22 protein-coding genes and 1 tRNA gene are annotated in these 26609 nt (G+C 49.5%); 19 read left to right on the top strand and 4 right to left on the bottom strand.

The window, feature by feature from the left end; all coding sequences use genetic code 11:
• The first annotated feature begins 430 nt into the window (after positions 1–430).
• The 5 genes from DCW36_RS09595 (at position 431) to acs (ending at position 6580) form a co-directional block, all read left to right on the top strand.
• A complete protein-coding gene (locus tag DCW36_RS09595; RefSeq protein WP_114783399.1) occupies positions 431–646 on the top strand; it encodes a hypothetical protein in 216 nt (71 codons plus the stop codon).
• Between the two features lie 4 nt (positions 647–650).
• Entirely contained in the window at positions 651–3401 is a 2751-nt protein-coding gene (locus tag DCW36_RS09590) for a sensor histidine kinase (RefSeq protein ID WP_114783398.1), read from the top strand.
• Positions 3402–3404: 3 nt separating this feature from the next.
• Positions 3405–3806, top strand: coding sequence for a response regulator transcription factor (locus DCW36_RS09585; RefSeq protein WP_114783397.1), 402 nt, complete (start codon positions 3405–3407; stop codon positions 3804–3806).
• A gap of 18 nt (positions 3807–3824) precedes the next feature.
• The gene (locus tag DCW36_RS09580) at positions 3825–4223 is read left to right on the top strand and encodes a hypothetical protein (protein WP_125185482.1); all 399 of its coding nucleotides are present in this window, start codon (positions 3825–3827) and stop codon (positions 4221–4223) included.
• A gap of 458 nt (positions 4224–4681) precedes the next feature.
• Positions 4682–6580 carry an acetate--CoA ligase gene (gene acs / locus DCW36_RS09575; protein ID WP_114783396.1) on the top strand — a complete coding sequence of 633 codons (1899 nt, stop codon included), beginning with the start codon at positions 4682–4684 and terminating at the stop codon, positions 6578–6580.
• Between the two features lie 49 nt (positions 6581–6629).
• Here the strand turns inward: acs and DCW36_RS09570 are convergent, their stop codons facing one another.
• Positions 6630–6992 carry a DUF1622 domain-containing protein gene (locus tag DCW36_RS09570; protein ID WP_114783395.1) on the bottom strand — a complete coding sequence of 121 codons (363 nt, stop codon included), beginning with the start codon at positions 6990–6992 and terminating at the stop codon, positions 6630–6632.
• Positions 6993–7232: 240 nt separating this feature from the next.
• On the opposite strand from DCW36_RS09570, the gene DCW36_RS09565 reads away from it, so the two are divergent.
• Positions 7233–9164 carry a DUF294 nucleotidyltransferase-like domain-containing protein gene (locus DCW36_RS09565; protein WP_114783394.1) on the top strand — a complete coding sequence of 644 codons (1932 nt, stop codon included), beginning with the start codon at positions 7233–7235 and terminating at the stop codon, positions 9162–9164.
• Positions 9161–9850: a 3'-5' exonuclease gene (locus DCW36_RS09560; protein ID WP_114783393.1), complete on the top strand. Its 690-nt coding sequence runs from the start codon at positions 9161–9163 to the stop codon at positions 9848–9850. Before DCW36_RS09565 ends, DCW36_RS09560 begins: the two co-directional genes overlap by 4 nt.
• 21 nt (positions 9851–9871) lie before the next feature.
• Here DCW36_RS09560 and DCW36_RS09555 read toward each other — a convergent pair whose 3' ends face one another.
• The 3 genes from DCW36_RS09555 to thpR form a co-directional block, all read right to left on the bottom strand.
• Entirely contained in the window at positions 9872–10525 is a 654-nt protein-coding gene (locus tag DCW36_RS09555) for a class I SAM-dependent methyltransferase (protein ID WP_114783392.1), read from the bottom strand.
• A gap of 224 nt (positions 10526–10749) precedes the next feature.
• The gene (locus tag DCW36_RS09550) at positions 10750–11241 is read right to left on the bottom strand and encodes a CinA family protein (RefSeq protein ID WP_114783391.1); all 492 of its coding nucleotides are present in this window, start codon (positions 11239–11241) and stop codon (positions 10750–10752) included.
• Between the two features lie 47 nt (positions 11242–11288).
• Positions 11289–11843: an RNA 2',3'-cyclic phosphodiesterase gene (gene thpR, locus DCW36_RS09545; RefSeq protein ID WP_114783390.1), complete on the bottom strand. Its 555-nt coding sequence runs from the start codon at positions 11841–11843 to the stop codon at positions 11289–11291.
• A 64-nt stretch (positions 11844–11907) separates the two neighbouring features.
• Between thpR and DCW36_RS09540 the strand changes: the two genes are divergently transcribed.
• The 12 genes from DCW36_RS09540 to DCW36_RS09485 all read left to right on the top strand — a co-directional run bounded on the left by DCW36_RS09540 (position 11908) and on the right by DCW36_RS09485 (position 26608).
• Positions 11908–12723, top strand: coding sequence for a hypothetical protein (locus DCW36_RS09540; protein ID WP_114783389.1), 816 nt, complete (start codon positions 11908–11910; stop codon positions 12721–12723).
• Between the two features lie 118 nt (positions 12724–12841).
• Positions 12842–13564, top strand: coding sequence for a phosphatase PAP2 family protein (locus DCW36_RS09535; protein WP_114783388.1), 723 nt, complete (start codon positions 12842–12844; stop codon positions 13562–13564).
• A 95-nt stretch (positions 13565–13659) separates the two neighbouring features.
• Positions 13660–13741: transfer RNA gene (locus DCW36_RS09530), tRNA-Leu, on the top strand.
• A gap of 155 nt (positions 13742–13896) precedes the next feature.
• A complete protein-coding gene (locus tag DCW36_RS09525) occupies positions 13897–14616 on the top strand; it encodes a phosphatase PAP2 family protein (protein ID WP_114783387.1) in 720 nt (239 codons plus the stop codon).
• Between the two features lie 720 nt (positions 14617–15336).
• Positions 15337–16662 (top strand): c-type cytochrome, encoded by a 1326-nt coding sequence (locus DCW36_RS09520; protein WP_114783402.1) that lies wholly within the window; start codon positions 15337–15339, stop codon positions 16660–16662.
• Between the two features lie 49 nt (positions 16663–16711).
• Positions 16712–19702 carry a TAT-variant-translocated molybdopterin oxidoreductase gene (locus DCW36_RS09515; RefSeq protein ID WP_114783385.1) on the top strand — a complete coding sequence of 997 codons (2991 nt, stop codon included), beginning with the start codon at positions 16712–16714 and terminating at the stop codon, positions 19700–19702.
• A gap of 20 nt (positions 19703–19722) precedes the next feature.
• The gene (gene nrfD / locus DCW36_RS09510) at positions 19723–21165 is read left to right on the top strand and encodes an NrfD/PsrC family molybdoenzyme membrane anchor subunit (protein ID WP_114783384.1); all 1443 of its coding nucleotides are present in this window, start codon (positions 19723–19725) and stop codon (positions 21163–21165) included.
• Positions 21158–21682, top strand: coding sequence for a DUF3341 domain-containing protein (locus DCW36_RS09505; RefSeq protein ID WP_114783383.1), 525 nt, complete (start codon positions 21158–21160; stop codon positions 21680–21682). The genes nrfD and DCW36_RS09505 overlap by 8 nt, the downstream gene beginning before the upstream one ends.
• Entirely contained in the window at positions 21682–22368 is a 687-nt protein-coding gene (locus DCW36_RS09500; protein ID WP_114783382.1) for a c-type cytochrome, read from the top strand. Before DCW36_RS09505 ends, DCW36_RS09500 begins: the two co-directional genes overlap by 1 nt.
• 27 nt (positions 22369–22395) lie before the next feature.
• Complete coding sequence (locus DCW36_RS09495; protein WP_114783381.1) at positions 22396–23670, top strand: quinol:cytochrome C oxidoreductase; 1275 nt, start codon at positions 22396–22398, stop codon at positions 23668–23670.
• Between the two features lie 24 nt (positions 23671–23694).
• A complete protein-coding gene (locus DCW36_RS09490; protein WP_114783380.1) occupies positions 23695–24762 on the top strand; it encodes a cytochrome c oxidase subunit II in 1068 nt (355 codons plus the stop codon).
• Positions 24763–24781: 19 nt separating this feature from the next.
• The gene (locus tag DCW36_RS09485; protein ID WP_114783379.1) at positions 24782–26608 is read left to right on the top strand and encodes a cytochrome c oxidase subunit I; all 1827 of its coding nucleotides are present in this window, start codon (positions 24782–24784) and stop codon (positions 26606–26608) included.
• The last annotated feature ends 1 nt before the right edge of the window (position 26609 follow it).

The following is a 26609-nucleotide window of genomic DNA, read 5'->3' as shown; positions in this document are numbered from 1 at the left end:
GTGTCTCTACGGCCAACTCATCAAGTAACTTGTCGGGCAGGTAATTTAATAACTTCTTTACCCGGATACCTTTTGTGTCCATAGCAGTAACTAATTGATAACTATAGAATATACGGCAGGTTTCGGACAACAATGTTTTTAAAACCTACCGGGTTTACCTGCAAACCTAAACTCCACTTTGCAAATCCAACGGCTCCTGCAAATCCCTTTGCTGATTCGGATTTGCAATCCGGATCCTTTGAGTTGCGGATTTGTAATCCGCCTGCGAAGGCAGAACGCAAAGCAGCAGAAGTTTCCAAAAGTCGGATTACAAATCCGACGGCTCCTGTAATCCGGATTGTAAATCCGGATTAGCTAAAAACTTTTCCACAAGATCCTTTCAGGATGACAACATGGTGTTTTTACTGTATCAAACCTAAACTCCATCCCCATGCGTGACAAAATAAAAGGCAGGCGGTTGTTTTTTATCAGTTTCCTGTTCTTCATGTTACTGAACTTTCCGGTGGTTTCCATCTTCAACAAAGGTGGCTACATGGGAGGTGTGCCTGTGCTGTATGTGTATATCATGCTGGTTTGGCTGACAGGCATCGGGGTTATAGGGGTTTTTGTGGAGCGGCAACAACCGGATAAACTAAACAAAGACTGAAGCTATGCACTACGGGCTGATCATTGGTTTATGCTTTTTGTACCTGGCCTTGCTGTTTGCCCTGGCATCGTGGGCAGAACGGCGTTCCGCTGCCGGAAGAAGCCTGGTGAGTAACCCCTATGTGTATGCCTTGTCGATGGCAGTGTACTGCACCGCCTGGACCTACTATGGCAGCGTGGGCAGAGCTGCTACGAGTGGACTAGAATACCTGGCTATTTACATCGGCCCTACGCTGGTGGCGCCGCTTTGGTGGGTGGTGCTGCGAAAGATAATCCGCATCTGTAAGGTGCAGCGCATCACAACTATTGCCGATTTTATTTCTTCGCGCTACGGCAAAAGCATCAGCCTGGGCAGTGTAGTCACGCTGATCTGTGTGCTGGGCATCGTGCCCTATATTTCCATCCAGCTCAAAGCCATCACCGATAGCCTCTCCATCCTGACAGCTGACAGCAGCAGTGCATGGGCCGGTGCTGCACCTGGTTTCCCGGACCTGGCTTTCTTTATTGCCCTTGGCCTGGCCGCTTTCACGATTGTATATGGTACCCGGCATGTTGAAGCAACCGAACGGCACGAAGGAATGGTGACCGCCATTGCCTTTGAGGCGGTCCTGAAACTGGTCATCTTCCTGACGGCGGGGGTGTTTGTGACTTACTTTGTTTTTAACGGTTTTGGCGACATTATGCAGCAGGCGCAACAGTTACCGGATTACCAGCAGCTGATGACCTTCGATACCGGAAACAGCTTTTCGCAGTGGTTCTGGCTGGTGCTGCTCTCGATGCTGGCCATCCTGTTCCTGCCGCGCCAGTTCCAGGTGGCCGTGGTCGAGAACGTAAACGAGCAGCACCTGAACAAGGCCATGTGGCTCTTCCCGCTGTACCTGTTCGTGATCAATATTTTTGTGCTGCCTGTTGCGCTTGGCGGTAACCTGCTGTTCGGCGGCCAGGCCGTAGACGCGGATATGTTTGTGCTGGCCATCCCGCTGAGCCAGGGACAGGAGCTGCTTTCGCTGCTGGTGTTCCTGGGGGGCTATGCGGCTGCTACGAGTATGGTTATTGTTTCTACCATCGCCCTGAGTGTGATGATCAGCAACAACCTGATGATGCCGGTTTTAGTTAACAGCAGCTCCCTCCAGAGCCACTTCCACCGCTACAGCACGGGCATCCTGTTGTACAGCAGGCGACTGAGTATCCTGATGGTACTGTTGCTGGCTTACCTGTATTACCACTTTGTGGGAGAACATTACTCGCTGGTAGAGGTGGGGCTGGTGTCGTTTGTGGCGGTGGCGCAGTTTGCTCCGGCTATCATCGGCGGCATTTTCTGGAAAGAAGGCACCCGGAACGGAGCGCTGGCCGGTATTGTGGTTGGTTTCCTGCTCTGGTTCTACACGCTGGTGGTGCCCTCCATGGTCGGCGCAGATCTGCTTCCTGCTACCATCCTGACGGAGGGGCCGTGGGGCGTGGCGCTGCTGAAGCCGTTTGAATTGTTGGGCCTTACCGGAATGGACTACATCTCCCACGCCATGTTCTGGACCATGTTCCTGAATACGGGGCTGTATGTGGGCATCTCTTTGCTGGGCAGGCAATCGGTGCGGGAACACCGGCAGGCCGAGGTATTTGTCGATATCTTTAAACACTCCACTGTTTTTGAATCGTCTGTTGAATGGAAAGGCACTGCCTGGGTGCCCGACATCCGGTCGTTGCTGGTTACCTTTTTAGGTGAAAAAAGGACCGCAGATGCCCTGGCAGCTTACTACAAGCAGTACCCGGAGCAGACGGATGAGTGGGGAAGCGCCGACCCGAAACTGGTGATCTATGCCGAAAATTTGCTGGCTGGGGTTATCGGGGCATCCGCTGCGCACCTGGTGGTGGCGTCTGTTGCAAAAGAAGAAGAAATACGGATGGAGGAGGTGCTGGGTATCCTGAAAGAGTCGCAGCAGTTGATTTCTTCCAATCATGAACTCTACCGCACGTCCCTGGAGCTGAAGCAGACTACAGCAGAACTGCAACAGGCCAACCAGCGGTTGCAGCAACTGGATAAGCTGAAAGACGAGTTTCTGTCTACGGTGACCCATGAACTGCGCACGCCCCTTACTTCGATCCGGGCCTTGTCGGAGATCCTGTACGATAACCCTGACCTGGCGCGGGAAGACCAGGAGCAATTCCTGCATACGATCGTGAAGGAATCGGAGCGGCTGACGCGCCTGATCACACAGGTGCTGGACCTGGAACGTTTCGAGTCGGGCAGAATTGAACTGAACCTGGAGGAAGTACAGCTGCAGGAGGTGATTGCCGAAGCCTGTGAAAACCTGAAGCCGCTCGTCCGTGAGAAGCAGGTAGAACTGTTGCTGGAACTGGAGCCAAGTCTGCCCCCGCTGCTCGCCGACCGCGACCGGCTGATGCAGGTGATGGTAAACCTGGTCTCGAATGCCATCAAGTTCTGCCAACCGGGAAGCGGGAAAATCACCGTCTCCTGTTTCAATTTTGAATACGATATCAAAGTTTCAGTATCCGATAACGGCAGTGGCATTGCGCCGGAGCACCAGGAACAGATTTTCGATAAATTTTACCAGGCCCGCCACCAGGCACTCCGAAAACCGGAGGGCAGCGGACTGGGACTGGCTATTAGCCGCAAAATTGTGGAGTCGCACCAGGGGCATATCTGGGTAGAAAGCGAGCCGGGCAAAGGCGCACGCTTCTCCTTCATTCTCCCGGTACAGGTAAGTGCGCCAACGGTAGACGCTACAGTTAATGTTTAAAAGATGGAAAAGCAGGGAAAACTGAAAATACTGGTAGTAGACGACGAACCCAACATCCTGATGCCGCTCGAGTTCCTGATGCGCAAGCAGGGCTATAACGTCCTGATAGCGCGTAACGGCAACGAAGCCATCGAGAGTGTGGATAAAGAGCTGCCCCAGGTGGTAGTGCTGGACGTCATGATGCCCGACGTAGACGGCTACGAAGTTTGCCGCCACCTGCGCCGCAAACAAGAAATGGCGGACACAAAGGTCATTTTCATCAGTGCCAAAGCCCAGGATGCCGACATAAAAGCGGGCTACGCCGCAGGCGCCGATCTCTATATTCCGAAGCCCTTTTCAACGCGGTTTTTGATGGAGAAGATTAAAGCCCTGGCGGTGGGGGAGAAGGTAGTAACTAATAATTAGTCAGTGTTTTAGGTAAGTATGGAATATGTTGAGATAAGAAAGAAACTGGTCGATAAATGGGGAGCAGAAGGTCTTTGGATACCTTTAAATGGAGAAAAGGCATCGGAGACAGTTGATTATTTTGAATATGATAATTTTCAATCTGTATTTGGAATTACAAAACTCAGCAAAATGGTAGAAGAACTTCAACCTGATGTTATTTATGAAATTAGTGAAGTAGGTGAAGATAGAATAATTGCAGCTTCTGAAATTGATGAATATGGTGGAATTGAAATGTTTTATACTGACTCTGAAGCAAATTGGTTGATTTATCTATCACATGAAAATACTATAACGATTGCAGGAGCAAGCCTTCTGAATGCTATAAAAAGCAATAGGAGTAACTGGAGTGATTATAACAAACCGTGGGAAAGATAAAGTTGTTTGTCACCTTCGCTGAATTGAATTTGAAAAAAATATACTCGGTGTAATCGACTGAATATAAGGTTTCTGATACCTTTCTCCTGTCATCCTGAAAGGATCTTGTGGGCGAGTACAAGAAACAATAGCTATGAAAACCAAATTTTTGAAAATTTTGAATCACAACTAATATAGATGCCTGAACTTACGTTTGTGCAGCTCGCCCACAAGATCCTTTCAGGATGACAGGAGAAAGGAGATTGTCCTGTGTTTGTCACCTGTAATCAACCCCTGAGGTGGTTCTTGCCCTTGTTGGTGTTCTCTCCAACAAGCGAGGCTATAGGAGGCGATGTAAAGCTTGCGGTGAGAACACACAGCAAGGGCAAGCGGAGGTAGTTTATAGCAGATTACAAACTATCCGATATTGTAACTAAAACCAAACCGAAACATAACCTAAAACAGCAATAATACAGATCATGTCAACCACGCAGATTAAAACTTTTGAAGAGTACCAGGAAGCATACAAACGCAGTGTAGAAGACCCGGAAGGTTTCTGGGCCGATATAGCCGAAACTTTTACCTGGCGCAAGAAATGGGACAAGGTGCTGGAATGGAATTTTGAGGAGCCGGATGTAAAGTGGTTCAAAGGCGGAAAGATGAACATCACCGAAAACTGCCTGGACCGCCACCTGAAAACCCGCGGCAACAAACTCGCCCTGATCTGGGAATCGAACGACCCGAAAGAGCGGTTTGTGCGCTTCACCTATAAGGAACTGCACGAGCGCGTGTGTCAGTTTGCGAACGTGCTTAAAAACAACGGCGCCAAAAAAGGCGACCGTATCTGTATCTACATGCCCATGATTCCGGAACTGGCCATTGCCGTGCTGGCGTGTGCCCGTATTGGCGCGGTGCACTCAGTGGTGTTTGGTGGTTTCTCTGCCGCTGCCATGGCCGATCGCATCAACGATGCCCAGTGCAGCATGGTACTCACAGCAGATGGCCTGAACCGCGGTGCTAAGCAGATTCCGGTAAAACGGGTGGTAAACGAGGCGCTGCAAACCTGTCCGTCTGTAGAACGGGTAATTGTGGTGGAGCGTCTGGGTTGGGCCGTGCAGATGGTAGAAGGCCGCGACGTGTGGTACCACGACGAGGTGAAGAAGGTCGGCAAAGACTGTCCTGCAGAGGAGATGGACGCAGAAGACATGCTGTTCATTCTCTATACCTCCGGCTCCACCGGTAAACCGAAAGGGGTGGTGCACACCTGCGGCGGCTACATGGTGTATGCCCAGTACAGCTTCTGCAATGTGTTCCAGATAGAAGAAAGCGATATTTACTGGTGTACCGCCGACATCGGCTGGATTACCGGGCATACCTACCTGCTCTACGGACCGCTGCTCTCGGGCACGACAACCGTTATGTTCGAAGGTATTCCAACCTACCCCGATCCGGGCCGCTTCTGGCAGGTAGTGGATAAGTTTGGCGTATCGGTATTTTACACCGCGCCTACCGCTATTCGGTCGCTCATGGCTGCCGGCGAGGACCACGTGCTCTCGTACAGCCTCGACTCGGTGCGGGTGCTGGGGTCGGTAGGGGAGCCTATTAACGAGGAAGCCTGGTACTGGTACCACCTGCACGTCGGCAAAGACCGCTGCCCGGTAGTAGATACCTGGTGGCAAACTGAAACAGGCGGTATTATGATTTCGACCATGGCCAACGTCACGCCCATGAAGCCAAGCCACGCCGGCCTGCCGCTGCCAGGGGTGCAACCCATCCTTATCGACAGCGATGGCAACGAGCTAACCGAAAATGAAGTGGAAGGTTACCTGTGTATGAAGTTCCCGTGGCCCGGCATGATCCGTACCACCTACGGCGACCACGAACGCTGCCGCCTGAGCTACTTCTCTACTTATAAAGGCCTCTACTTTACCGGCGACGGCGCCAAGCGCGATAAAGATGGCCTGTACCGCATCATTGGCCGTGTGGATGATGTTATCAACGTGTCCGGTCACCGTTTTGGAACAGCCGAAATTGAGGAAGCCATCAACCACAACAAAGATGTGATAGAATCGGCGGTAGTAGGCTACCCGCACGATGTGAAAGGGCAGGGTATTTACGCCTTCGTTATCTGCAACGAAATACCTGAAAATGCCGACCACCTGCGTGCCGAAATCGTGGAAACCGTGGTAAGCAAAATCGGTAAAATCGCCAAGCCCGACAAAATCCAGGTGGTATCAGGGCTGCCGAAGACGCGCTCCGGCAAAATCATGCGCCGCATCCTGCGCAAGGTAGCAGAAGGCGACACCTCCAACCTCGGCGACACCAGCACGCTACTCGATCCGGATGTTGTGACAGAGATTGTAGAAGGAGCTTTATAAGCAGACGTACTATAACAGAAGGTCCTGCAGCAGTTGTTGCAGGACTTTTTTATGGCTCCTCTATCTTTTCAGGCGGTTTCGACTGCCATGGAAACTTCCCTTCCAGTTCCACCTGCAGCGAGAGGCTCAGGAAAGTACGTATCAGCACAATAAGTCCGAGCGTAACCACCCGGTCCATGGTAGGCTCTGTCACTACGGTGGCGATGATGTCGGCTGCGACCAGGATCTCGAGGCCCAGCAGGATCGCTTTTCCCAGTTCCAGCCGCAGGAGCTTGTAGGCCTGCCGCTTATCTTTTCGGACTAAATAGAGAAATCTTATTAAACTGATGCCGGCACCCAGCGCTATGATCATGACACCAACGCCTTCTATGATGCGGGCTACATATTCAATATAGTACGTGATGTCCTCCATGTGCTGTGCCTGTATTTTCTACTGCGTAAAACGGGCTTCGTCCGGTTGCAGTTGCAGAAGTTTATACAACTGTTCATTCAGCCAGGAGCGTTGACTTCCTCCTGTTTTCTCTGTTTTCTGATCAATAGGGGAATATTTGAGGCAAATTCAGCTTTGTAACGCTACAAACTGGTCAGTTCCTGCAGCAGCTTTTGCAAAGCCAGATTCAAACCTGTAACTTCAACGTTCAAACAGGACGACATGCAAGCTTCCAACACCATACAGGAACGTGTTCACGAGTTTTTACAGCAGTACCCGCCCTTCAACCTGGTAAAAGAGGACGAGCTCAGGACCATTGCCCGGCAGGTGCGGGTGATGTACCTGGAGCCGGAACAGGTGCTCTTTAAACAGGACGAGGCAGCGCATGACTATTTTTATGTCGTGCGGCAGGGGTCGGTGCGGATGGAGATCGTGGATGAGAAAGGAATGCAGCTGCTGGATGTTTGCGACGAAGGAGACGTGTTTGGCGTGCGGGCGCTTATAACCCGGAAAAATTATTCGTCTACGGCCATTGCCAGCGAAGAGACGCTGCTGTATGCCATCCCGAGCAGTTCGTTTGCGCCTGTGCTGCAGGACAACCAGGAAGTGTCGCTGTACTTTGCCGCCGGGTTTGCGGCTGGTGCTTCTGCCCTGCGGCGCACCATGAGCCACACCCACAAAGCCCGGGTCTGGCTGCGGCGGGAGCGGAACAAAGCGCCGCTGCGCCTGGAGGAACTGGTGAAAATTGCGGCCGGAAACAACCTGCTGGCCTGCCAGCCCGACACGCCCATCCGCCTGGCGGCCAAATTAATGACCGAGCACGATTCCAGCTTTATCCTGGTGTGGGATGGGCAGGAGCGGCCTGTGGGCATTGTAACCGACACCGATATGCGCAAGAAAGTGGTGGCCGGAACAGTCACGCCGCAGGATGTGGTGTCGGAGATCATGTCGGCGCCGGTGATCACCATTGCCCCGGAACCTGCCATGGCCGATACCCTGATCAAGATGATCCGGAACCGGGTGAAGCATATTTGCGTGACCGACGATGGAAGCCTGCATTCCAAAGCCCTGGCCGTGCTCACAGAACACGACCTGCTGCTGGCCCAGGGAAACAGTCCGGCCATTATGGTGTCGGAGATACGGCAGACAAAGCATATCGGGATTTTGCCCCAGATACGGCAGCGTGCCGAGGAGCTGCTGCTGAAGTACCTCGAACAGGAAGTGAAAATTTCGTTTATAGCAGGGGTTATTACTGAAATAAACGATGCCATTATCGTGCGGGCCATCCAACATGCCGAAGAGCAGCTGGGCAAGCCGCCTTTGCGCTACTGCTGGCTCTCGATGGGGAGCGAAGGCCGGGAGGAACAGCTGCTCCGCACCGACCAGGACAGCATGCTCGTGTTCGAAGATGCAGCAGCGGGTGTGGTGACAGCAGCAAAGAACTATTTTCTGCAGCTGGCCGCCCTGGTGCACGAGGTGCTGGAAAGCTGCGGCTTCAGCAAGTGCCCCGCCAACATGATGGCCGGTAACCCGGAGTGGTGCCAGCCGCTGTCCGTCTGGAAGCAGTACTACCACAGCTGGATTTATGCGCCTACCGATCAGTCGCTGCTCAATGCCTCCATCTTTTTCGATTACCGGCCCGTGTACGGCGACTTCGGGCTGAGCAGCCAGCTAACCGATAACATTTACGAAAGCATCTCGAAAGAACGGATTTTCCTGCCTTTCCTGGCCAAAAACGCCCTGCGCAACCCGACGCCGCTGAGTTTTTTCCGGAATTTTATCCTGGAGCGAGGCGGCGAACACAAAGACCAGTTCGATATAAAACTGCGCGCCATGACCCCGCTGGTGGATGCCGCCCGGGTACTCACCCTGCAAAATAAAGTGGTGGGCGAGAACAACACGATCAAACGTTTCCTGAAACTGGCAGAGCTGGAGCCGCAGAATGAGTCCATCTACAAAGAAGCCGCCGTGGCTTACGAAATCATGATGCGCATACGGGCACTGAATGGTCTCCGCAACCACGATTCGGGGCGCTACATTAAACCGGAGCAGCTCAGCAAACTGGAGCGGCAAACGTTGCGCAATACATTTGTTACGATAACCGATATCCAGGAATTGTTGGAGGTTCGGTTTCAGTTAAGCTATATCCGATGATCAGGTGGTTAAAGAAATTAAGGGAAAAGCAGGAGACGGGGCCTTTTCCGGAGTTCTGGCAACGCTACCAGCAGGCCGGAAAGCTTTCTGTACCTGCCACCACTCCCTTGGCTGCTGCAGATTTTGTGGTGTTCGATACCGAAACTACCGGCTTCGATAAAAAGAACGACCGGGTCATTTCCATCGGGGCTGTGCGGGTGCACCAGGGGCAGGTGCTGGTGTCGGAGAGTTTTGAGTGCCTGCTGCGGCAGGAGGTAGCCCCCGGAAACAAGAGCGCCGAAATTCACGGCATCCTGCCTTCGCAGATACGCCTGGGCATGAAAGAAGAGGATGCGTTAGCCTATTTCCTGGATTTTATAGGCAATGCTGTGTTGGTTGGCCACTACATTGGTTTTGATATCGGTATGCTGAAGCAGATGCTCAAACGGAACCATTTGCCCCCCAAACTGCACAACCAGATGATTGACACGGCCCAGCTGGCTATCCGCCTGGAGCACCCCCTCAAATCACCGGATTCGTACCGCCGCAGCGACTTCAGCCTCGATGCCCTCTCCAAACGCTATCGCTTGCCCCGCGAAGACCGCCACACTGCCTCCGGCGATGCCTTTGCCACCGCTTTGCTGCTGCTCAAGTTGCTCGCACAGGCAAAACAGCGCAACATGACCACGCTGGGCGATCTGCTGTAGCAGCCACCATAGCCTCTGCTGCTAGAAACACCGGTAAACTTTGGCCTGCACCATGCCTTTGTAAAAAGAGTTGCTGAAAACCTCCTGCAAACAAAGTTGTTCAAACTGTCGCCGGTAATCGGGCAAGGCACGGGCCTGCACACCGCTGAGGGTTCCGAAGAACAGGTACATGCTTTTGATAAGAAGGCGCTGCCAGAAGGGTGGGGCAGGGGCAACAGGCCAGAAGTCGGCGAAGAGCCAGCAGCCGTTGGGCTGCAGGCTGGCGAGCAGTTTTGCCATCAGTTGCTGCAGGCGGAGGGGCGGAAACAGGTCCAGCAGGAAAGGCGTGATGATCACGTCGAAACGTTCGGCAGGCAGCAAGGCCGCTTCGGTGCCTGTTCTGAAGGTAGCGGTGACCTGGTGCGGGAAGGGGAGATGATTGAACCGCTGCTTTGCTTTGTAAATCATGTTAGGCGCGGCATCCAGGTAGAGCACCTGTAGCTTCTTGCCCGACCGGCACAACTGTTCCAGCAGCCAGCCGCTGCCGCCCCCGATCAGCAGCACCTTGCTGTGCTCCTGCACAAACGGCAGCAGCGCCAGTTGCGCCTCCTGCAACGAATTGCCATACACGAGGGTGGCGAGCCAGTCATAAAAGGAAGAAACACGGTCGAAGCCGCTGTCGGGGAGCTTGTTCAAAACAGAGTTGGCCAGTTAAGCCGGCAAGGTAACAGGAGTTTGGGCAAAAGAAAATAGTAGCAGGCCAGATAGGTTGCCGGTCAATGCCATCAGTTAAAGATTGATTGTCATTTCGACCGCAGGGAGAAATCTGAAATATTGTTACAGCCACGAGATAACCCAGATTTCTCCCTGCGGTCGAAATGACAATTCACTATAATTTTTCTTAAGTTGACAGTATTGGATTACCGGTCGTAGTGGTTGTCCATGATGCCGTTCAGCTTTTCATAAATATAATCGGTGAGTTGTTTCCGGATGCTCAGGCTGTTGCCTTTAAAAACTTCGCGGAACTCCTCTGCTTTGCCGTCATACAGGATAGAGACGAACATTGTACCCACCGGCTTTTCTTCGTGCTCCGACCCTCCGGAACCGGCCAAACCGGTCGAAGCGACACAGATATCCGCATTCAACGCTTTTTTCAGGCCCATCACCATCTCGTTCGTCACCTGCTGCGATTCGGCTGTGTACAGGTCCAGCGTTTCCTGCTTCACCCCCAGCAGTTTCTTTTTTGCCTCAGGATGGTACACCACCAGGCTTCCGAGCAGCACATCGCTGCTGCCCGTGGCTTTTACTAACTCCGATGCCAGCATGCCGGCAGTACAACTCTCAGCAAAGGCCAGGGTCAGGCCCTTGTCTTTCATCTTCATCAACAATTCGGTCAGCTCAGACTGGTTCATACACAATACATAATTAATATCAGTGCTACTCATACTGGAGAAAGGGACTATAGGTTTTGCCCCAGCGGGAAGTCGCGCAGCACGCTGTAGACCGGGTGCGGTGCCACCAGTTCCGACTTCCACAACCCGACCGTAGCTACCGTAAACGTAATTTCTTCGGGCGGTTGGATGGTGGGCAGGGAAGCCGGTACGGGTTTGCCTTTCCTGAAACGGGCCACAGTTATATGCGGAATGGCTTTTTTTTGCTGCTGTGGCTGTGGTGACAGGTGCAGTGTAAGATCCCGGACCAGCTGCTCAAACGGGTGGCTTTCTTGAAACCGGGCCCACACCAGCCGGGGCTTCCGTGGCCTTGGCCCCGGCTCCAGGCACTGCAGGGTGAGCTGGAAAGGCGCGTGCGGCAGAACGGCCTGTTGTATTTTTTCTTCCAGTTCCGGCAGCGCTTCCAGCGGGGTGCCTCCGATAAAGAAAAGCGTGAGGTGCAGGTTCTGCGCTGGCACCAGCCGGACCGACGTATCCTGGTACTGTGCGGATTCCCGGGCCAGGTATTCGGTAAGGGCAGGTGGCAACGCGGCGGCAACAAACAGGCGTAATGTGTCTTTCATTTTTTTAATTTCGTAATGCTTTTTATCCGATCTTTAGTACGAATTTGTATCCTAAAAGAAGAACATGAAACGGATTCACCTGGTTGAGTTTGAAGATCTGGACTGGTTCCCGGACTGGTTACGCCAGTGCATGACCCGTTTGCTCGTGGTCATGCACAAAATTCTAGGAACCAGCAACGAACTGGCCGAACTGCTGGTTAAAGTACTGCCGCATGCAGAGCGCCCGGCCATTATCGATCTGTGCTCGGGGAGCGGGGGACCAATGTTCGAGGTGTTCCGGATTTTAAAAGACAAGTACCAATTTACCAACCTGACTTTAATGCTTACCGACCTGTATCCGGACAAGGAAACAGCGAAACGCGTAAACAGTGGTCTAAATCCAGGCATCACTTATTTAGCCAAGCCCGTAGATGCGACTAACATTGATCCGGGCTTAACGGGCGTCCGGACCATGGTGTGCAGTATGCATCATATGAAGCCGGAGGTAGCCCGCGCGATATTAAAAGATGCCCTGGTTAACCGGCAACCCATCTGTGTGTTCGAAATCAGTGATAACAGCTACCCGGTGTGGCTGTGGTGGGTGGCGCTGCCATTTAATTTTGTCACGGCTTTGTTTCTGACGCCCCTGGCCCGTCCGCTCACCTGGCGGCAACTCGTGTTTACGTACCTGGTACCGGTAATTCCGTTGTTTTTTGCCTGGGATGGAGCCGTGTCGAACGCCCGCACCTACACCCTGGACGATATGGATGAGTTATTGAAAGGATTAACTGCCGAAGATTACCACTGGGAAAAAGGAAGAATAGAAGGAAGATCAAAAAAACTTTATTTGCTTGGGCTTCCACTGCGTAAAGATGAATACCGGCAGGCGCAGGATTCGTAGTAGGAACGGAAACAGAACAACAAAACCGTTTGAGTACCTGTAAAAACTACGGCTGCTTTTACACAAGCCTGCAGGCTGCCGTATAAGTTAGAAACCGGTTAAAACGCAACACCTGCATATGATTCAACGCATTTATAAAAAAATGGCCGCAGAAGCAGCGCTGTTTACGGTAGAGCTGCTGTTTGTATGGACTTTGTTTTTAGGCTGCATCATAATATTTCTGTATTTGAGCAGCGAAGTACGTGCAGGCGCTCCCCTTAGTGTAGATTCCGATGCCTTTGCCTTTGCTTCCAGTGTTTCTGCCGACTGGGTTACATCGCTGATAGAAGCCATTACGTTCCTGGGGTCCCGCTATTTTCTTACAACCGCCGGAATTGCGCTTATTGTCTATTTCCTATTTATTAAAAGGCACCGCTGGTATTCCCTTAAAGTGCCGGTAGTTGCGCTTGGTAGTATCAGCCTGAACCTGGTGCTCAAAAACTTTTTTGACCGGCCCCGTCCGGGCTTGCAGCACCTGGTAGAGGCCTCCGGGCTGAGCTTCCCGAGCGGGCATTCTATGGTGGCGGCATCGTTTTACGGGCTTCTTATTTTCCTGGCATGGAAGCATGTGCGGCCCAAAGGCTTGCGTTATTCGCTGGTCGTACTTCTGAGTATTACCATTATTCTGATCGGGTTTAGCCGGATTTACCTGCACGTACATTATTTTACCGATGTGCTGGCAGGCTTCGCTGCGGGCTTTTTATGGGTAATTATCGGGATATGGAGCCTGCAGAAGCTGGAACGTTTCACGCGGAAAGAAATAAATCCGGTCGTGATGGAAGAACCGCCAAAATCTTCCTGAAAATTTTTTTCAGGAGGTGTTGCAAATAAAAATATCGTTAGTATATTTGCACTCCCAATCACAAGAACGGGGCAACACTTTAAGACTGTGTTTTCGCGCACGTGGCGAAACTGGTAGACGTGCAGGTCTCAGAAGCCTGTGCCGCAAGGTGTGGGAGTTCGAATCTCCCCGTGCGCACTCTTAAATGTTTAAAAGGCCGGCTACATGCCGGCCTTTTTTGTTTCCGGCCCCTGTTTAACTTCTCCAGCCAACCGCTTTGCATGCCAACTTCCGGGTAAACTGCTTTTTCGGCACCGCGTAAAACTTTTTATCCCGAAACCGGATTTGCCGCCATGAAGAAGCAGTTTACCAAAACCTTGTTGCGTTTGCTTGCGCTCCTTTCGCTGGAGGTGGTCGTGGTGGGGCTCTTGTTGCTGGGCTGTATGGTTTTGTTTGCCTACATGGCGCGCGAAGTTTTTCTGCAGCAGGACAACAGGCTCGATGCGGCTGTATTTCGTTTTGCGCAGCGGCACACCTCGCCGCCCATGACGAGCCTGATGCGTTTCTTTTCCTTTTTTGCTTCTGCCAACTACCTGGTGGTGGTGCCTACCTTGCTCGTGCTGGTGTTCGCCTGGTTTAAGCACCTGCGCTGGTACAGCATCAAAGTCATGATTATTGCCTTTACAAGCACCATGCTGAACCAGTTGATGAAAAATACCTTCGAAAGGCCCCGCCCCGAAACAGCCATGCTGGAACTGACCGGGTTAAGTTTCCCGAGCGGGCACGCCATGATTGGCGGTTCGTTCTACGGGCTGCTTATTTATATGATATGGCAAACCGTGCCGCACCCCATCCGGCGATGGGTGTACTCTATCCTGTTGAGCCTGCTGTTGCTGCTGATCGGGTACAGCCGCATTTACCTGAACGTGCATTACACAACCGACGTGCTGGCGGGGTATGCCATGGGCATTATCTGGCTGATCGTTTCCCTTTTCCTGCTTCATAAACTGGAGGTGGCCTACAATAACAGGTTCGGCCAAAAAGACATTGGAGTAATTGAAAAACCGTCCTGAACTGTTCCTGGTGCCGGGCTCAGGGGGTAAGGCTATGGTGGCAGTGGCTGCAATGTAAAATAACAGAAATCACCTCGCCCCCGGTTTAAAAAATCTGCTGCAGCAGCCACCACAGCCTCTGCTCCTGGTGCAGGAGCTATAACACAACTCTTCTGTCTGTTTTTTTTGATTTTGCCAGAAAAATAAGGGTGATAAAATAGAAATACAGATGTTGGCAGGGGAGAGGTGTGTTTTGTGGGAGGGCTATTGAATAAAAACTGCTTTTATGGGTATGTTGCCCCTGCTGCTGTTAGTTGGGAGACGCGTATCGGGCAGTTCCGGTACAGGAGGTTGGCGGCAGAAAAAATTGCGTTTGAGTATATAACATTTTACGAATGCTGCAGGAAAGCCCGAAGAGGAGCAGGGGCGAAGTTGAGGAAAAAGGTGGTTAAAAAGCGGGAAGATGAAGGCGGAAATTTATTCAAGCTGATTATTAATATTTGTTATTCCCGGGGCAGGAAAACAGGTAGCAGGCAGGCGGTGATAATTTAGAATAATTTTAAATAAAATGGCCTTAAATCAATTTAATTGACATTTTATCAAAATGGTGGCTTATGTACGGGTTTTAATATGATGTTAGCCAAAAATAAAGTATTTAAATTTGATTAATGGAATTCTCATAGTAGTTTTGTGCCCATTAATGATTTTCATCATATTCTAAACATACAAGTGACATTGGCTATGATTAGCTGTATACTTAAAGCAACTCAAAAATCTCTTATTGCCTTTCTTTTTGCTGTTACTGCTTCGTTCGGAGCATGGGCTCAGGCGAGCGATCAGGAAACCCCTGATGCGCATGGTGTAACACCTGGCGCAACCCAGGGTGCCACAGCTTCCAGTAAAAGCGGTCTTCCGGTAGATGATCCAGCTATTGTAAGTGCGGGTGAAACATTATTTAAGAACAACTGCGCCAGCTGCCACTCTGCCGGTTCAAACAAACTGGTTGGTCCAGGTTTGGAAGGCGTAACGCAGCGCAGAAGTCAGCCATGGTTACTTAAGTGGATTAAAAACTCCCAGGCCCTTATCCAGGCCGGTGATCCGGAAGCAGTTGCGATTTATGAGGAGTTTAAAAAACAGGCCATGCCTTCTTTTGCTTTCTCAGACGATGAAATTGTTTCCATTCTGGCATTCATCGAGTCCGGTCAGGGGGTTGCGCAGGCACCGGTTGGCCCGACAGATGGAGGCGAGCGTGGTGAGGGTGAAATCGGCACAGATGCTGTTGGTGCTATAGGTCCGTACTTGGATATTATCCTTGTGGTGCTGATCGTGGTGCTGATTGTGCTGGTGGTGACGATGTTGCTGATCACGTCGCTTCTGAAGAACTACCTGAACAAGAACAAGGAGCTGGATGAGTACGATTACGAAGTAGTAAACCAACGCTTCGATTTCTCTAAAATCTACAGATCCAAAGCAGTACGTACGCTGGTAACGCTCATTTTTGTGGTGGTGTTACTTGACCTAAGCCTGGATTATGCGATGGGGGTAGGTATTCAGGAGGGATACCAGCCAAAGCAGCCGATTGCTTTCTCGCACAAACTGCACGCCGGCGATCACCAGATCAACTGTAACTACTGCCACACAACCGTTTATAAAAGCAGAAGCGCCAGCATTCCTTCGGCCAACATCTGTATGAACTGCCACAGCCAGATCAAGACAGAATCTGCTGAAATCCAGAAAATCTATAAAGCTGTTGAGCGTAACAGGCCAATTGAGTGGGTTCGTATCCATAACCTGCCTGATCTTGCTTATTTCAACCACTCGCAGCACACCCAGGTGGGCGGCATAGAGTGCCAGACATGCCATGGTCCTATTCAGGAAATGGAAGTTGTTGCCCAGTATGCTCCTCTAACCATGGGCTGGTGTATCGATTGTCACCGCGAAACTCCTCTGAACACAAAAGGCAACGGTTACTATGATAACCTGGTGAAGCTGCACGAAGCATCTTCTGATGGTGCCTTTACTGTGACGTCTAACGGTGGTGCCGAGTGTTCCAAGTGCCACTACTAATCAGGTTCATTATATTACAAATTAGCATTCGAGTTTTCTAGATATATTTATGCAAGACAGAATTAAGTACTGGAAAGGAATTGAGGAGTTAGAAAACACTCCGGAGTTCGCAAAGCATGCTCATAATGAGTTTCCAGAATTCCTGCCAATCAATGAGGCAAAGGGCGAAAGTCCTTCTTCTACAGTAACCGCTCCACGAAGAGATTTCTTAAAGCTTCTTGGTTTCGGTTTGGCAGCTGCCACATTGGCTTCCTGCGAAGCGCCTGTAAGAAAGGCAATCCCATACCTGAACAAGCCTGTTGATGTTGAGCCGGGTGTTGCCAATTGGTATGCTTCTACCTACTTCTCGCATGGCGATTACAACAGTATTTTGGTTAAGACGCGCGAAGGCCGTCCGATCAAAATCGAGCCAAATCCTACTTCTTCTGTTACCCCGCTAGGAACCAGCCCAAGAGCACAGGCTTCCGTACTGAACCTGTACGACAACAACAGGCTGCGTGCGCCTTTTATCAAAGGGAAAGAATCTGACTGGGCCAAGCTGGACCGCGAAGTAATGTCAAAGCTGAGCAGTGTGAATGGCAAGGTGGTACTTGTGTCTTCTACCGTTATCAGCCCGTCTACCAAGCAATTGATTGATGAGTTTGGTGTTAAAACCGGAAATTTCGAGCACGTAGTTTACGATGCGAATTCCGTATCGGCACTGCTTGGTGCTAACGGCGGTGTAATCCCGGGCTACGACTTCAGCAAAGCTAACATAATTGTCAGCATTGGCGCCGACTTCCTGGGTTCCTGGATTGCTCCGACACCATTTTCAAAACAATATATCCAGAACAGAAAAGTTTCTGCCGATAAAAAAGACATGTCTCGTCACTACCAGTTCGAGACAATCCTTTCCCTGACAGGAGCTAACGCGGATGTGCGCGTGCCAATTAAGCCGTCGCAGGAACTGGCGCTGGTACAGGCGCTGAGCAACAGCCTGGGCGGAGGCGGTAGCGCCCCTGCCGGCATCGACAGCAAAGCCTTTGCAGCTGCCGTAAAAGATCTGAACGCCAACAGAGGCAAAGCCCTGGTTGTTTCCGGTTCTAACGATCCGGCTGTTCAGACACTGGTTGCTTCTATCAACCGTACCCTTGGTGCTGAAGGTACTACCATCGATACTGCTGCTCCTTATTTTGTGAAGCAGGGGAACGATGCACAGATGCTGCGTTTTATCGACGAAATGAATGCCGGATCTATCGGTGCTGTATTCTTCTACAAAGCAAACCCTGCCTACGATCATCCACTGGCCGACAAAGTAGTAAGTGGCCTTAAAAAAGTTGGTCTGACAGTTTCGTTCGCTGAAATAATGGACGAAACAGCATCATTGGTAGAATATGTAGCTCCGGATAACAACTACCTGGAATCCTGGAACGACTTCGAGCCGAAGAAAGGCTTCCTGAGCATCGCACAGCCTGCGATCTCCCCGATCTTTACTACCCGCCAGATGCAGGACAGCCTGCTGACCTGGAATGGTAGCTCCGATACCTTCTACGATTATATCAGAAACAACTGGCGTAAAGTTGCCACCGGCGATTTCAATACCTTCTGGGAGAAATCAGTACACGATGGCGTGCTTGAGTCGGGCGCTACCATGCTGCGCCTGAATCCGGCCGCTGCAACCGCCGCAGCTGCTACAACTTCTGCCAGACCTGCTGCTAGCGGTATCGAAGCAGTAGTGTATGAGAAAATACAGATGGGACCCGGCTATGATGCCAACAATCCATGGCTGCAGGAAATGGGTGACCCGATCACGAAAGCGACCTGGGGAAATTATATTACCATTTCCCGTTCCGATGCAGAAGCAGGCAGCATTGTGCAGGGTGACGTGCTCCGACTGACAACTACAGGTGGCAAGACCATCGAAGCTCCTGCGCTTATCCAGCCTGGCCAGGCTGTTGGTACTGTTGGTATTGCCATGGGTTATGGCCGTACCTTAGACACAATGCCTGTTGCGAAGGGTCTGGGCGCCAATGCCTTCCCGGTAGCAACGGTTGCCAACAACAGCGTTTTCTTCAACGGCCCGGTTAAGCAGCTGGAGAAAACAGGCGCTACATCAGAAATTGCCCAGATGCAGACGCACCACACGATCATGGATCGTCTGGTTGTACAGGAAAATACACTGGCAAAATATGTTGAGAACCCGAAAGAGGTAACGGAATACATTCGTCTGACAACACATGCCGGAAAAGTAAAACCATCGACTATCTCTCTTTGGGATGATTATGAGTACAAGAACCACCATTGGGGTATGGTTGTCGACCTTAACTCCTGTATTGGTTGCGGTGCCTGTACCCTTAGCTGCCATATCGAAAATAACGTACCTGTAGTGGGTAAAGCTGAAGTACTGAACCGTCGTGAAATGCACTGGATGCGCATCGACAGGTACTACAGCGCAAGAGAGCACAAAGAAGGAGAGTACGATGTGATGGAGCACCCGGCAGATAACCCGACGGTTATTTTCCAGCCGATGATGTGCCAGCACTGTAACCATGCGCCATGCGAAACAGTGTGCCCGGTTGCCGCTACCATGCACAGCTCGGAAGGTATCAACCAGATGGCTTATAACCGTTGCGTTGGTACGCGCTACTGTGCAAACAATTGCCCTTATAAAGTACGCCGCTTCAACTGGTTTGCATATGCAAACAACGACAAGTTCGACTATAACATGAACAACGACCTGGGCAAAATGGTATTGAACCCGGATGTAGTAGTTCGTGCAAGAGGTGTGATGGAAAAATGCTCCTTCTGCGTGCAGCGGGTGCAGTTAGGTAAACTGGAGGCAAAACGCGAAAACAGAAGACCAAAAGATGGTGAGATTGTTTCTGCCTGCGCCCAGTCTTGCCCGACCGATGCCATCATCTTTGGTGATATGCTGGATCCGGAGAGCCGTATTTCAAAAGTACTGGCTCGTGAGCAGGGCGAGCGTGCCTTCCATGTACTGGAAGAAATCAATACGCAGCCTAACGTTACCTACCTGACAAAAATTAGAAACTTAGCTTAATTTATAATTTCGATAGCATTATGCAGCATGTATCTCCGATAAGAGAGCCTCTTGTTACAGGGGGTAAAACATACCACGACATCACCGAAGATGTCTGCAGGCAGGTGGAAGCGAAGCCCAACATGCGTTGGGCGGCAGCTCTGGCTGTGGCGCTGGTAGGTTTTGCGATTTTTTGTTACTCGGTATATCGCACCCTGTGGTTCGGTATTGGCGAGTGGGGCTTAAATAAAACAGTTGGCTGGGCATGGGATATCACTAACTTCGTATGGTGGGTAGGTATCGGTCACGCCGGAACACTTATTTCAGCGATTCTCTTGCTTTTCCGTCAGAAGTGGAGAACCTCGATTAACCGGGCCGCTGAAGCGATGACCATTTTTGCGGTAATATGTGCGGCTATGTTCCCTGTACTGCACATGGGCCGTCCGTGGTTAGCTTACTGGGTACTCCCGCTGCCAAACACGTTCGGTTCACTCTGGGTTAACTTTAACTCACCGCTTCTCTGGGACGTATTCGCGATTTCAACTTATTTCTCGGTGTCGCTGGTTTTCTGGTACATCGGCCTTATTCCAGACTTTGCAACCATCCGCGACCGTGCTACCGGTCCGATAGCCAGAAGAGCCTATGCCATTCTTTCTTTCGGCTGGACAGGTTCAGCAAAAGCCTGGTCACGTTACGAAACAGTTTCCCTTATCCTGGCAGGTCTGGCTACGCCTCTGGTACTTTCGGTACACACCATCGTATCCATGGACTTTGCAACTTCGGTAATTCCAGGATGGCACACCACTATTTTCCCTCCTTACTTTGTGGCTGGTGCGATTTTCTCCGGGTTTGCGATGGTATTGACCCTGATGATCATTACCCGCAAAGTATTTAAACTCGAAGATTACATTACACTGGAGCACATCGAGTCGATGAACAAGGTAATTATCCTGACAGGTTCTATCGTGGGTGTTGCTTATATTACCGAATTCTTCATTGCCTGGTACTCGCAGGTAGAATATGAGCAGTATGCTTTCATCAACCGTGCTACCGGTCCTTACTGGTGGGCTTACTGGTCCATGATGACATGTAACGTAATCACGCCACAGCTTTTCTGGGTACGAGCAATCAGAAGAAGCTTAGTGGCCACATTCATCATCACCATCTTTGTAAACATTGGTATGTGGTTCGAGCGATTTGTAATTATTGTTACATCGCTGCACAGAGATTACCTTCCTTCGTCATGGGCTATGTTCTCGCCAACAAGTATTGATATAGGGGTATATGTAGGTACGATAGGTTTATTCTTTACATTATTCCTGTTGTTTGCCAAATACTTCCCGGTAGTGAACATGGCTGAGGTTAAAGCAATTCTGAAATCTTCTTCTGAAAGAAAGCAGCCTCACCACCATGAACCGCATGCAAAAGCCATGCATGGATCTGCAAAGCATACGATTACTAACATATCACATAGCAATGAATAAAAAGTTTGTTCTGGGTATCTACGATGATGAAGATGTCCTGTTACAGGCCATCGAGAATGTACGGGCAGCCGGTACCAAAATATACGATGTTTTTTCGCCATATCCTGTACATGGTATAGACGATGTATTAGGAATAAAGCGCTCACGACTGCCTATCGCAGCCTTCTTTCTGGGCCTGACAGGAATGGCCTTTGCACTTTGGATGCAGATCTGGATGCTAGGCTTCGACTGGCCAATGATCATTGGTGGTAAACCCCACATTTCTTTGCCAGCCTTTATTCCGGTTACATTCGAGCTTACGGTGCTTTTTGCAGCGCATGGAATGGTAATTACTTTTCTTATCGTCCAGAAGCTGAAGCCTTCTACCCGGGTGCCGGTATTCGATAAGCGATCTACAGATGATAAGTTTGTAATGGCAATAGAAGTAAAAGATGGCGTAACAGATCTTTCCGCGCTGAATAATCTGCTTCGTACTAATGGTGCAATCGAGGTTAATCAGAAGGAGGTGTTGAAATAATGAAACGAATAGCTACACTTGGCCTGAAAGCCTCGGCCGTATTGCTGACAACAGCCGTGTTGGTTGCATGTAACAATGAACAGAACCCGGGTACGGAATATGCCCCGGATATGTATCATTCTGTTCCATTAGATCCTTATTCACAGATTAAGACAAATCTGTATAACCCTGGTGGTATGAACATGCGTGAGCCTGCGCGTGGAACAGTAGCCAGAGGAAAACAGGGATATAACCTGTATTTATCAGTAGACACTGCTGAAGTGGCAGGTGTTGAGCTGAAAAATCCGCTTGCCTATACAGAAGAAAACCTATCGGAAGGAAAAGTGCTTTATACCCGTTTCTGCTCTCCTTGCCATGGTGCACAGGGCGACGGACAGGGACTGGTTGGTCAGAAATTCCTGGGAGTACCTTCTTATTCATCCGGCAGAGTGGCCACTTTGCCAGCCGGACATATTTTTCATGTTATCACGAACGGCAGGGGCCGCATGAGACCTCATGGTTCCCTGGTTAATCCGACTGAGCGCTGGAAAATTGTAATGTATGTACAACAGCTTCAGAAAGGTGAAACAGGAACAACAGTTGCTGCTGGTGCAGCCGAAAACGAAGCTGGAGGTGAAGCGATAACTGATAATCCGGTGACTGGTTCATCAGAAAACACTTCAGTTGAGAAGGCTTCTAAAAACTAACGTCTAAGGCAAAATTTTAAAAGGATAATGACAGAAGAAAGACTCATCATTTCAAGAAAAACGAATAACAAGTTTTTCTTAATGATAGCTATAGGTGTTATTTTACTTATAGTTGGTATTATTGCCATGGCTGCCGGTTGGGGAGGTGAACATCATGCTGAAGAAGCACATGGTGAAGCTGCAGCAGTTGCACACGAAGCAGTAACATGGTCCAAAAGATTATTTGTTAACCTGTGGCTCAATAACGTTTATTTTACTGGTATTGCACTCATTGGAGTGTTCTTTATTGCGGTACAATATGTAGCCTATGCAGGTTGGTCTGTATTAATTAAGCGTATTCCAGAAGCACTTAGCTATTACCTTCCAATTGGTGGTGCTGTTATGTTGCTTGTTTTCCTGTTCGGAGGGCATGATATCTTTCACTGGACGCATGAGTACCTGTATGATGTAAATGATCCCCGTTATGATCCGATCATTGAAGGGAAAGCACCTTACCTGAATTTCTGGTTCTACCTGATCAGGATGGTTGCCTACTTTGTATTGTGGATCGTGTTCTTTAACTGGTTAAGAAGAAACTCCATCAACGAAGATCTGTATGGCGGTACAGACTACTACCACAGAAGCATCCGGATTTCCGCTACCTTCCTCGTAGTATTTGGTGTGACTTCTTCGCTTTCTGCCTGGGACTGGGTATTATCCATTGACACGCACTGGTTCAGTACCATGTTTGCCTGGTATGTGTTTGCCAGCTGGTGGGTATCAGGTCTTGCAGCTACCACCCTCACCGTTATCATTCTGAAGCAGAACGGTTACCTGAAAATGGTAAACGCCAACCACCTGCACGACTTAGGTAAGTTTGTATTTGGTTTCTCTATCTTCTGGACCTATGTTTGGTTCTCGCAGTTTATGCTGATCTGGTATGCCAACATCCCGGAAGAATCAATCTACTTCCTGGAGAGGTTAGGCGGCCATGATGGCAAATACACCTGGATCTTCTTCTTTAACCTGATTATCAACTTCGCATTCCCATTCCTGGTGCTGATGACAAGAGATGCAAAGCGCCAGATGATCATGTTGAAACTGGTGACAATTGCTATCCTTATCGGTCACTGGTTTGACTTCTACCTGATGATGATGCCTGCTACAATGGGTGCAAGCGGTGGCATTGGCTTTATTGAAATTGGTACAGCACTGGTATTTTTAGGAGTGTTCCTGATAACATTTACAAAAGGACTTACAAAAGCCTCTCTTGTACCTGTTAACCACCCATTCCTGGAGGAAAGTGTTCACCATCATGTTTAGAGATTATACTAAAAACGTTATATAATGATTACGTTCGCCATAGGGTTATCCATCGTTCTTTTAATAGTAATCCTGTTCTTGCTATTCAGAATAGGTACGCTGGCATCGATTTTCAGGGGTTCTTCGCAACGTGCGGTAGGAACAACTAAAGTTAGTAACAAAGTAAACAGTGTGCTGCTGTTGCTCTTCCTGCTCATTGGAGGTGCAGCTTTCTTCTGGTCCTTCGCTGACTCATGGGATACCATGAACCAGCCACTTGCCTCCGTACACGGCGAGTGGACAGACGAGCTGTTCTGGATTACAATGGTAGTGATTGGTATCGTGTTCGTCCTGACGCAAATTCTGCTTTTCTGGTATTCTTACAAATACCAGCACCAGGATAACAAGCGGGCTTACTACTACCCGCACAACAACAAAATTGAAATTATCTGGACCATGATTCCAGCTATTGTAATGGCACTTTTAGTGTTTTATGGCTGGAAAACCTGGACAAACATTACCAGTGCTGCTCCCGAAGATTCAGTAGTGATCGAAGTGATGGGTAAGCAGTTCAACTGGATGGTGCGCTATCCAGGAGCTGATGGTAAGTTAGGTGAAGCTCATGTTTCTTATGTGGATGCCGTAAATGAAATGGGTGTTAACTTCAGCGATCCAAATTCCATGGACGACTTTATGCCCCGCGAAATTCACGTGCCTAAAGGCAAGCCTGTGCTGCTGAAAATCAGATCCAGAGATGTTATCCACAGTGTGTTCATGCCGCACTTCCGTCTGAAAATGGATGCTGTACCAGGTATGCCGACTAAATTCTGGTTTGTGCCAACCAAGACTACAGCTGAAATGCAAAACGAAACAGGTAATTCAAGTTTCAACTATGAGTTAGCCTGTACCGAAATCTGTGGGCAGGGCCACTTTGCCATGCGTTTTCTGGTGGTGGTTGACGAAGAAGATGAGTTTGAAGAGTGGGTGGCTTCTCAGAAGCCTTTTTCAGAAGAACATCCTGACCTGTTAGCCAAATTCACCCTTGATTCTCAGAAGCAACTTGTTTTAGAGAATAAATCTGAAAAGGCTGAAGAAGTAAAAAAAGAGTTGTAGCAATTAAAGACTGTTGAGTATGTCAAGTACAAATATCTCCACTCACGAAGTACATCATGATGTGCATGAAGAGCATGAGCATCATCATGAACAAAATTTTATAGAGAAATATATTTTCAGCCAGGACCATAAAGTAATTGCGAAGCAATTCCTTTTTACCGGTATCTTCTGGGCTTTTGTAGGAGGATTTTTATCTATTCTTTTCCGTCTTCAGTTAGGCTGGCCTCAGGCTACCTTTACTTTCCTGGAGCCAATCCTGGGAGGATGGGTTGAAAACGGAAAACTGAGTACTGAATTTTACCTGGCCATGGTAACCATGCACGGAACCATCATGGTGTTCTTTGTACTTACTGCAGGTTTGAGCGGTACTTTCGCAAACTTCCTTATTCCGCTGCAAATCGGTGCGCGTGACATGGCGTCCGGTTTCATGAACATGCTTTCCTTCTGGATTTTCTTCCTGTCAAGCATTATCCTCCTTACCTCCCTGTTTATTGAAACAGGTCCTGCTTCCGGTGGCTGGACAGTATATCCGCCGCTGAGCGCACTTCCCCAAGCAATGCCGGGATCTGGTTTAGGTATGACGCTTTGGTTGGTAAGTATGGCCTTGTTTATTGTATCTCAGTTATTAGGTGGTGTGAACTATATCACTACCATTATTAACCTGAGAACAAAAGGAATGTCCATGACAAAGTTACCATTGACAATCTGGGCTTTGTTTTTAACGGCAGTTCTTGGTCTGCTTGCTTTCCCGGTTCTTTTCTCTGCTGCCTTATTGCTTATCTTCGACAGAAGCTTTGGTACCAGTTTCTATCTTTCTGATATTTTTATTGCCGGCGAAGCACTTGCGAATACTGGCGGTAGCCCTGTTCTTTTCCAGCACTTGTTCTGGTTCCTGGGTCACCCGGAGGTATACATCGTAATTATGCCGGCGATGGGGCTTGTATCGGAAGTTATTACTACAAACTCACGTAAGCCTATTTTTGGTTATCGTGCGATGATTGGTTCCCTGATGGGTATTTCGGTTCTGTCGTTTGTGGTATGGGCGCACCATATGTTCGTGTCGGGTATGAATCCTTTCCTCGGATCTGTTTTCATGTTCCTGACGCTTATCATTGCGGTACCTTCTGCTGTAAAAGTATTTAACTGGCTGGCTACCTTGTGGCGTGGTAACATCAGGTTTTCAACTGCCATGTTGTTTGCCATTGGGTTTGTATCGCTGTTTATTTCAGGTGGTTTAACAGGTATTATTCTTGGTAACTCTGCACTTGATATTCATTTGCACGATACCTACTTTGTTATTGCTCACTTCCACCTTGTAATGGGTGCTGCTGCTTTCTTTGGTATGTTTACCGGAGTTTATCACTGGTTCCCTAAAATGTTCGGAAGAATGATGGATGAAAAACTTGGCTTTATCCATTTCTGGTTGACATTTATTGCCGTTTACCTGGTGTTTATGCCAATGCACTACCTGGGTATTGCGGGCTTCCCTAGAAGATACTACTCCTGGACAGGCTTTGAAGCTTTCAACATGTTTGCTGATATGAATACCTTTATTTCAATTTCAGCGATTATTGGATTCTCTGCTCAGTTTATTTTCCTGTTCAACTTTATCTACAGCATTTTCAAAGGTCGTCGATCTACTCCGAATCCTTGGCATTCAAACACGCTTGAGTGGACAACACCTGTACTGCCTGGACACGGCAACTGGCCTGGCCCACTGCCGGTAGTATACAGATGGCCTTATGACTATAGCAAACCGGGTGCTGTAGAGGATTATATTCCTCAGACGGTACCATTCTCAGAAACACAGTCATCTAACTTCCCTCACGAGAAGGATCTTGAGTAAA

Origin of the sequence: Botryobacter ruber (assembly GCF_003347595.2) — a bacterium.
In the GTDB taxonomy this organism is placed as follows: domain Bacteria; phylum Bacteroidota; class Bacteroidia; order Cytophagales; family Hymenobacteraceae; genus Pontibacter; species Pontibacter ruber_A.
The sequence above is the reverse complement of the archived record's forward strand: the minus strand, read 5'-3'. Positions and strand labels throughout refer to the sequence as shown.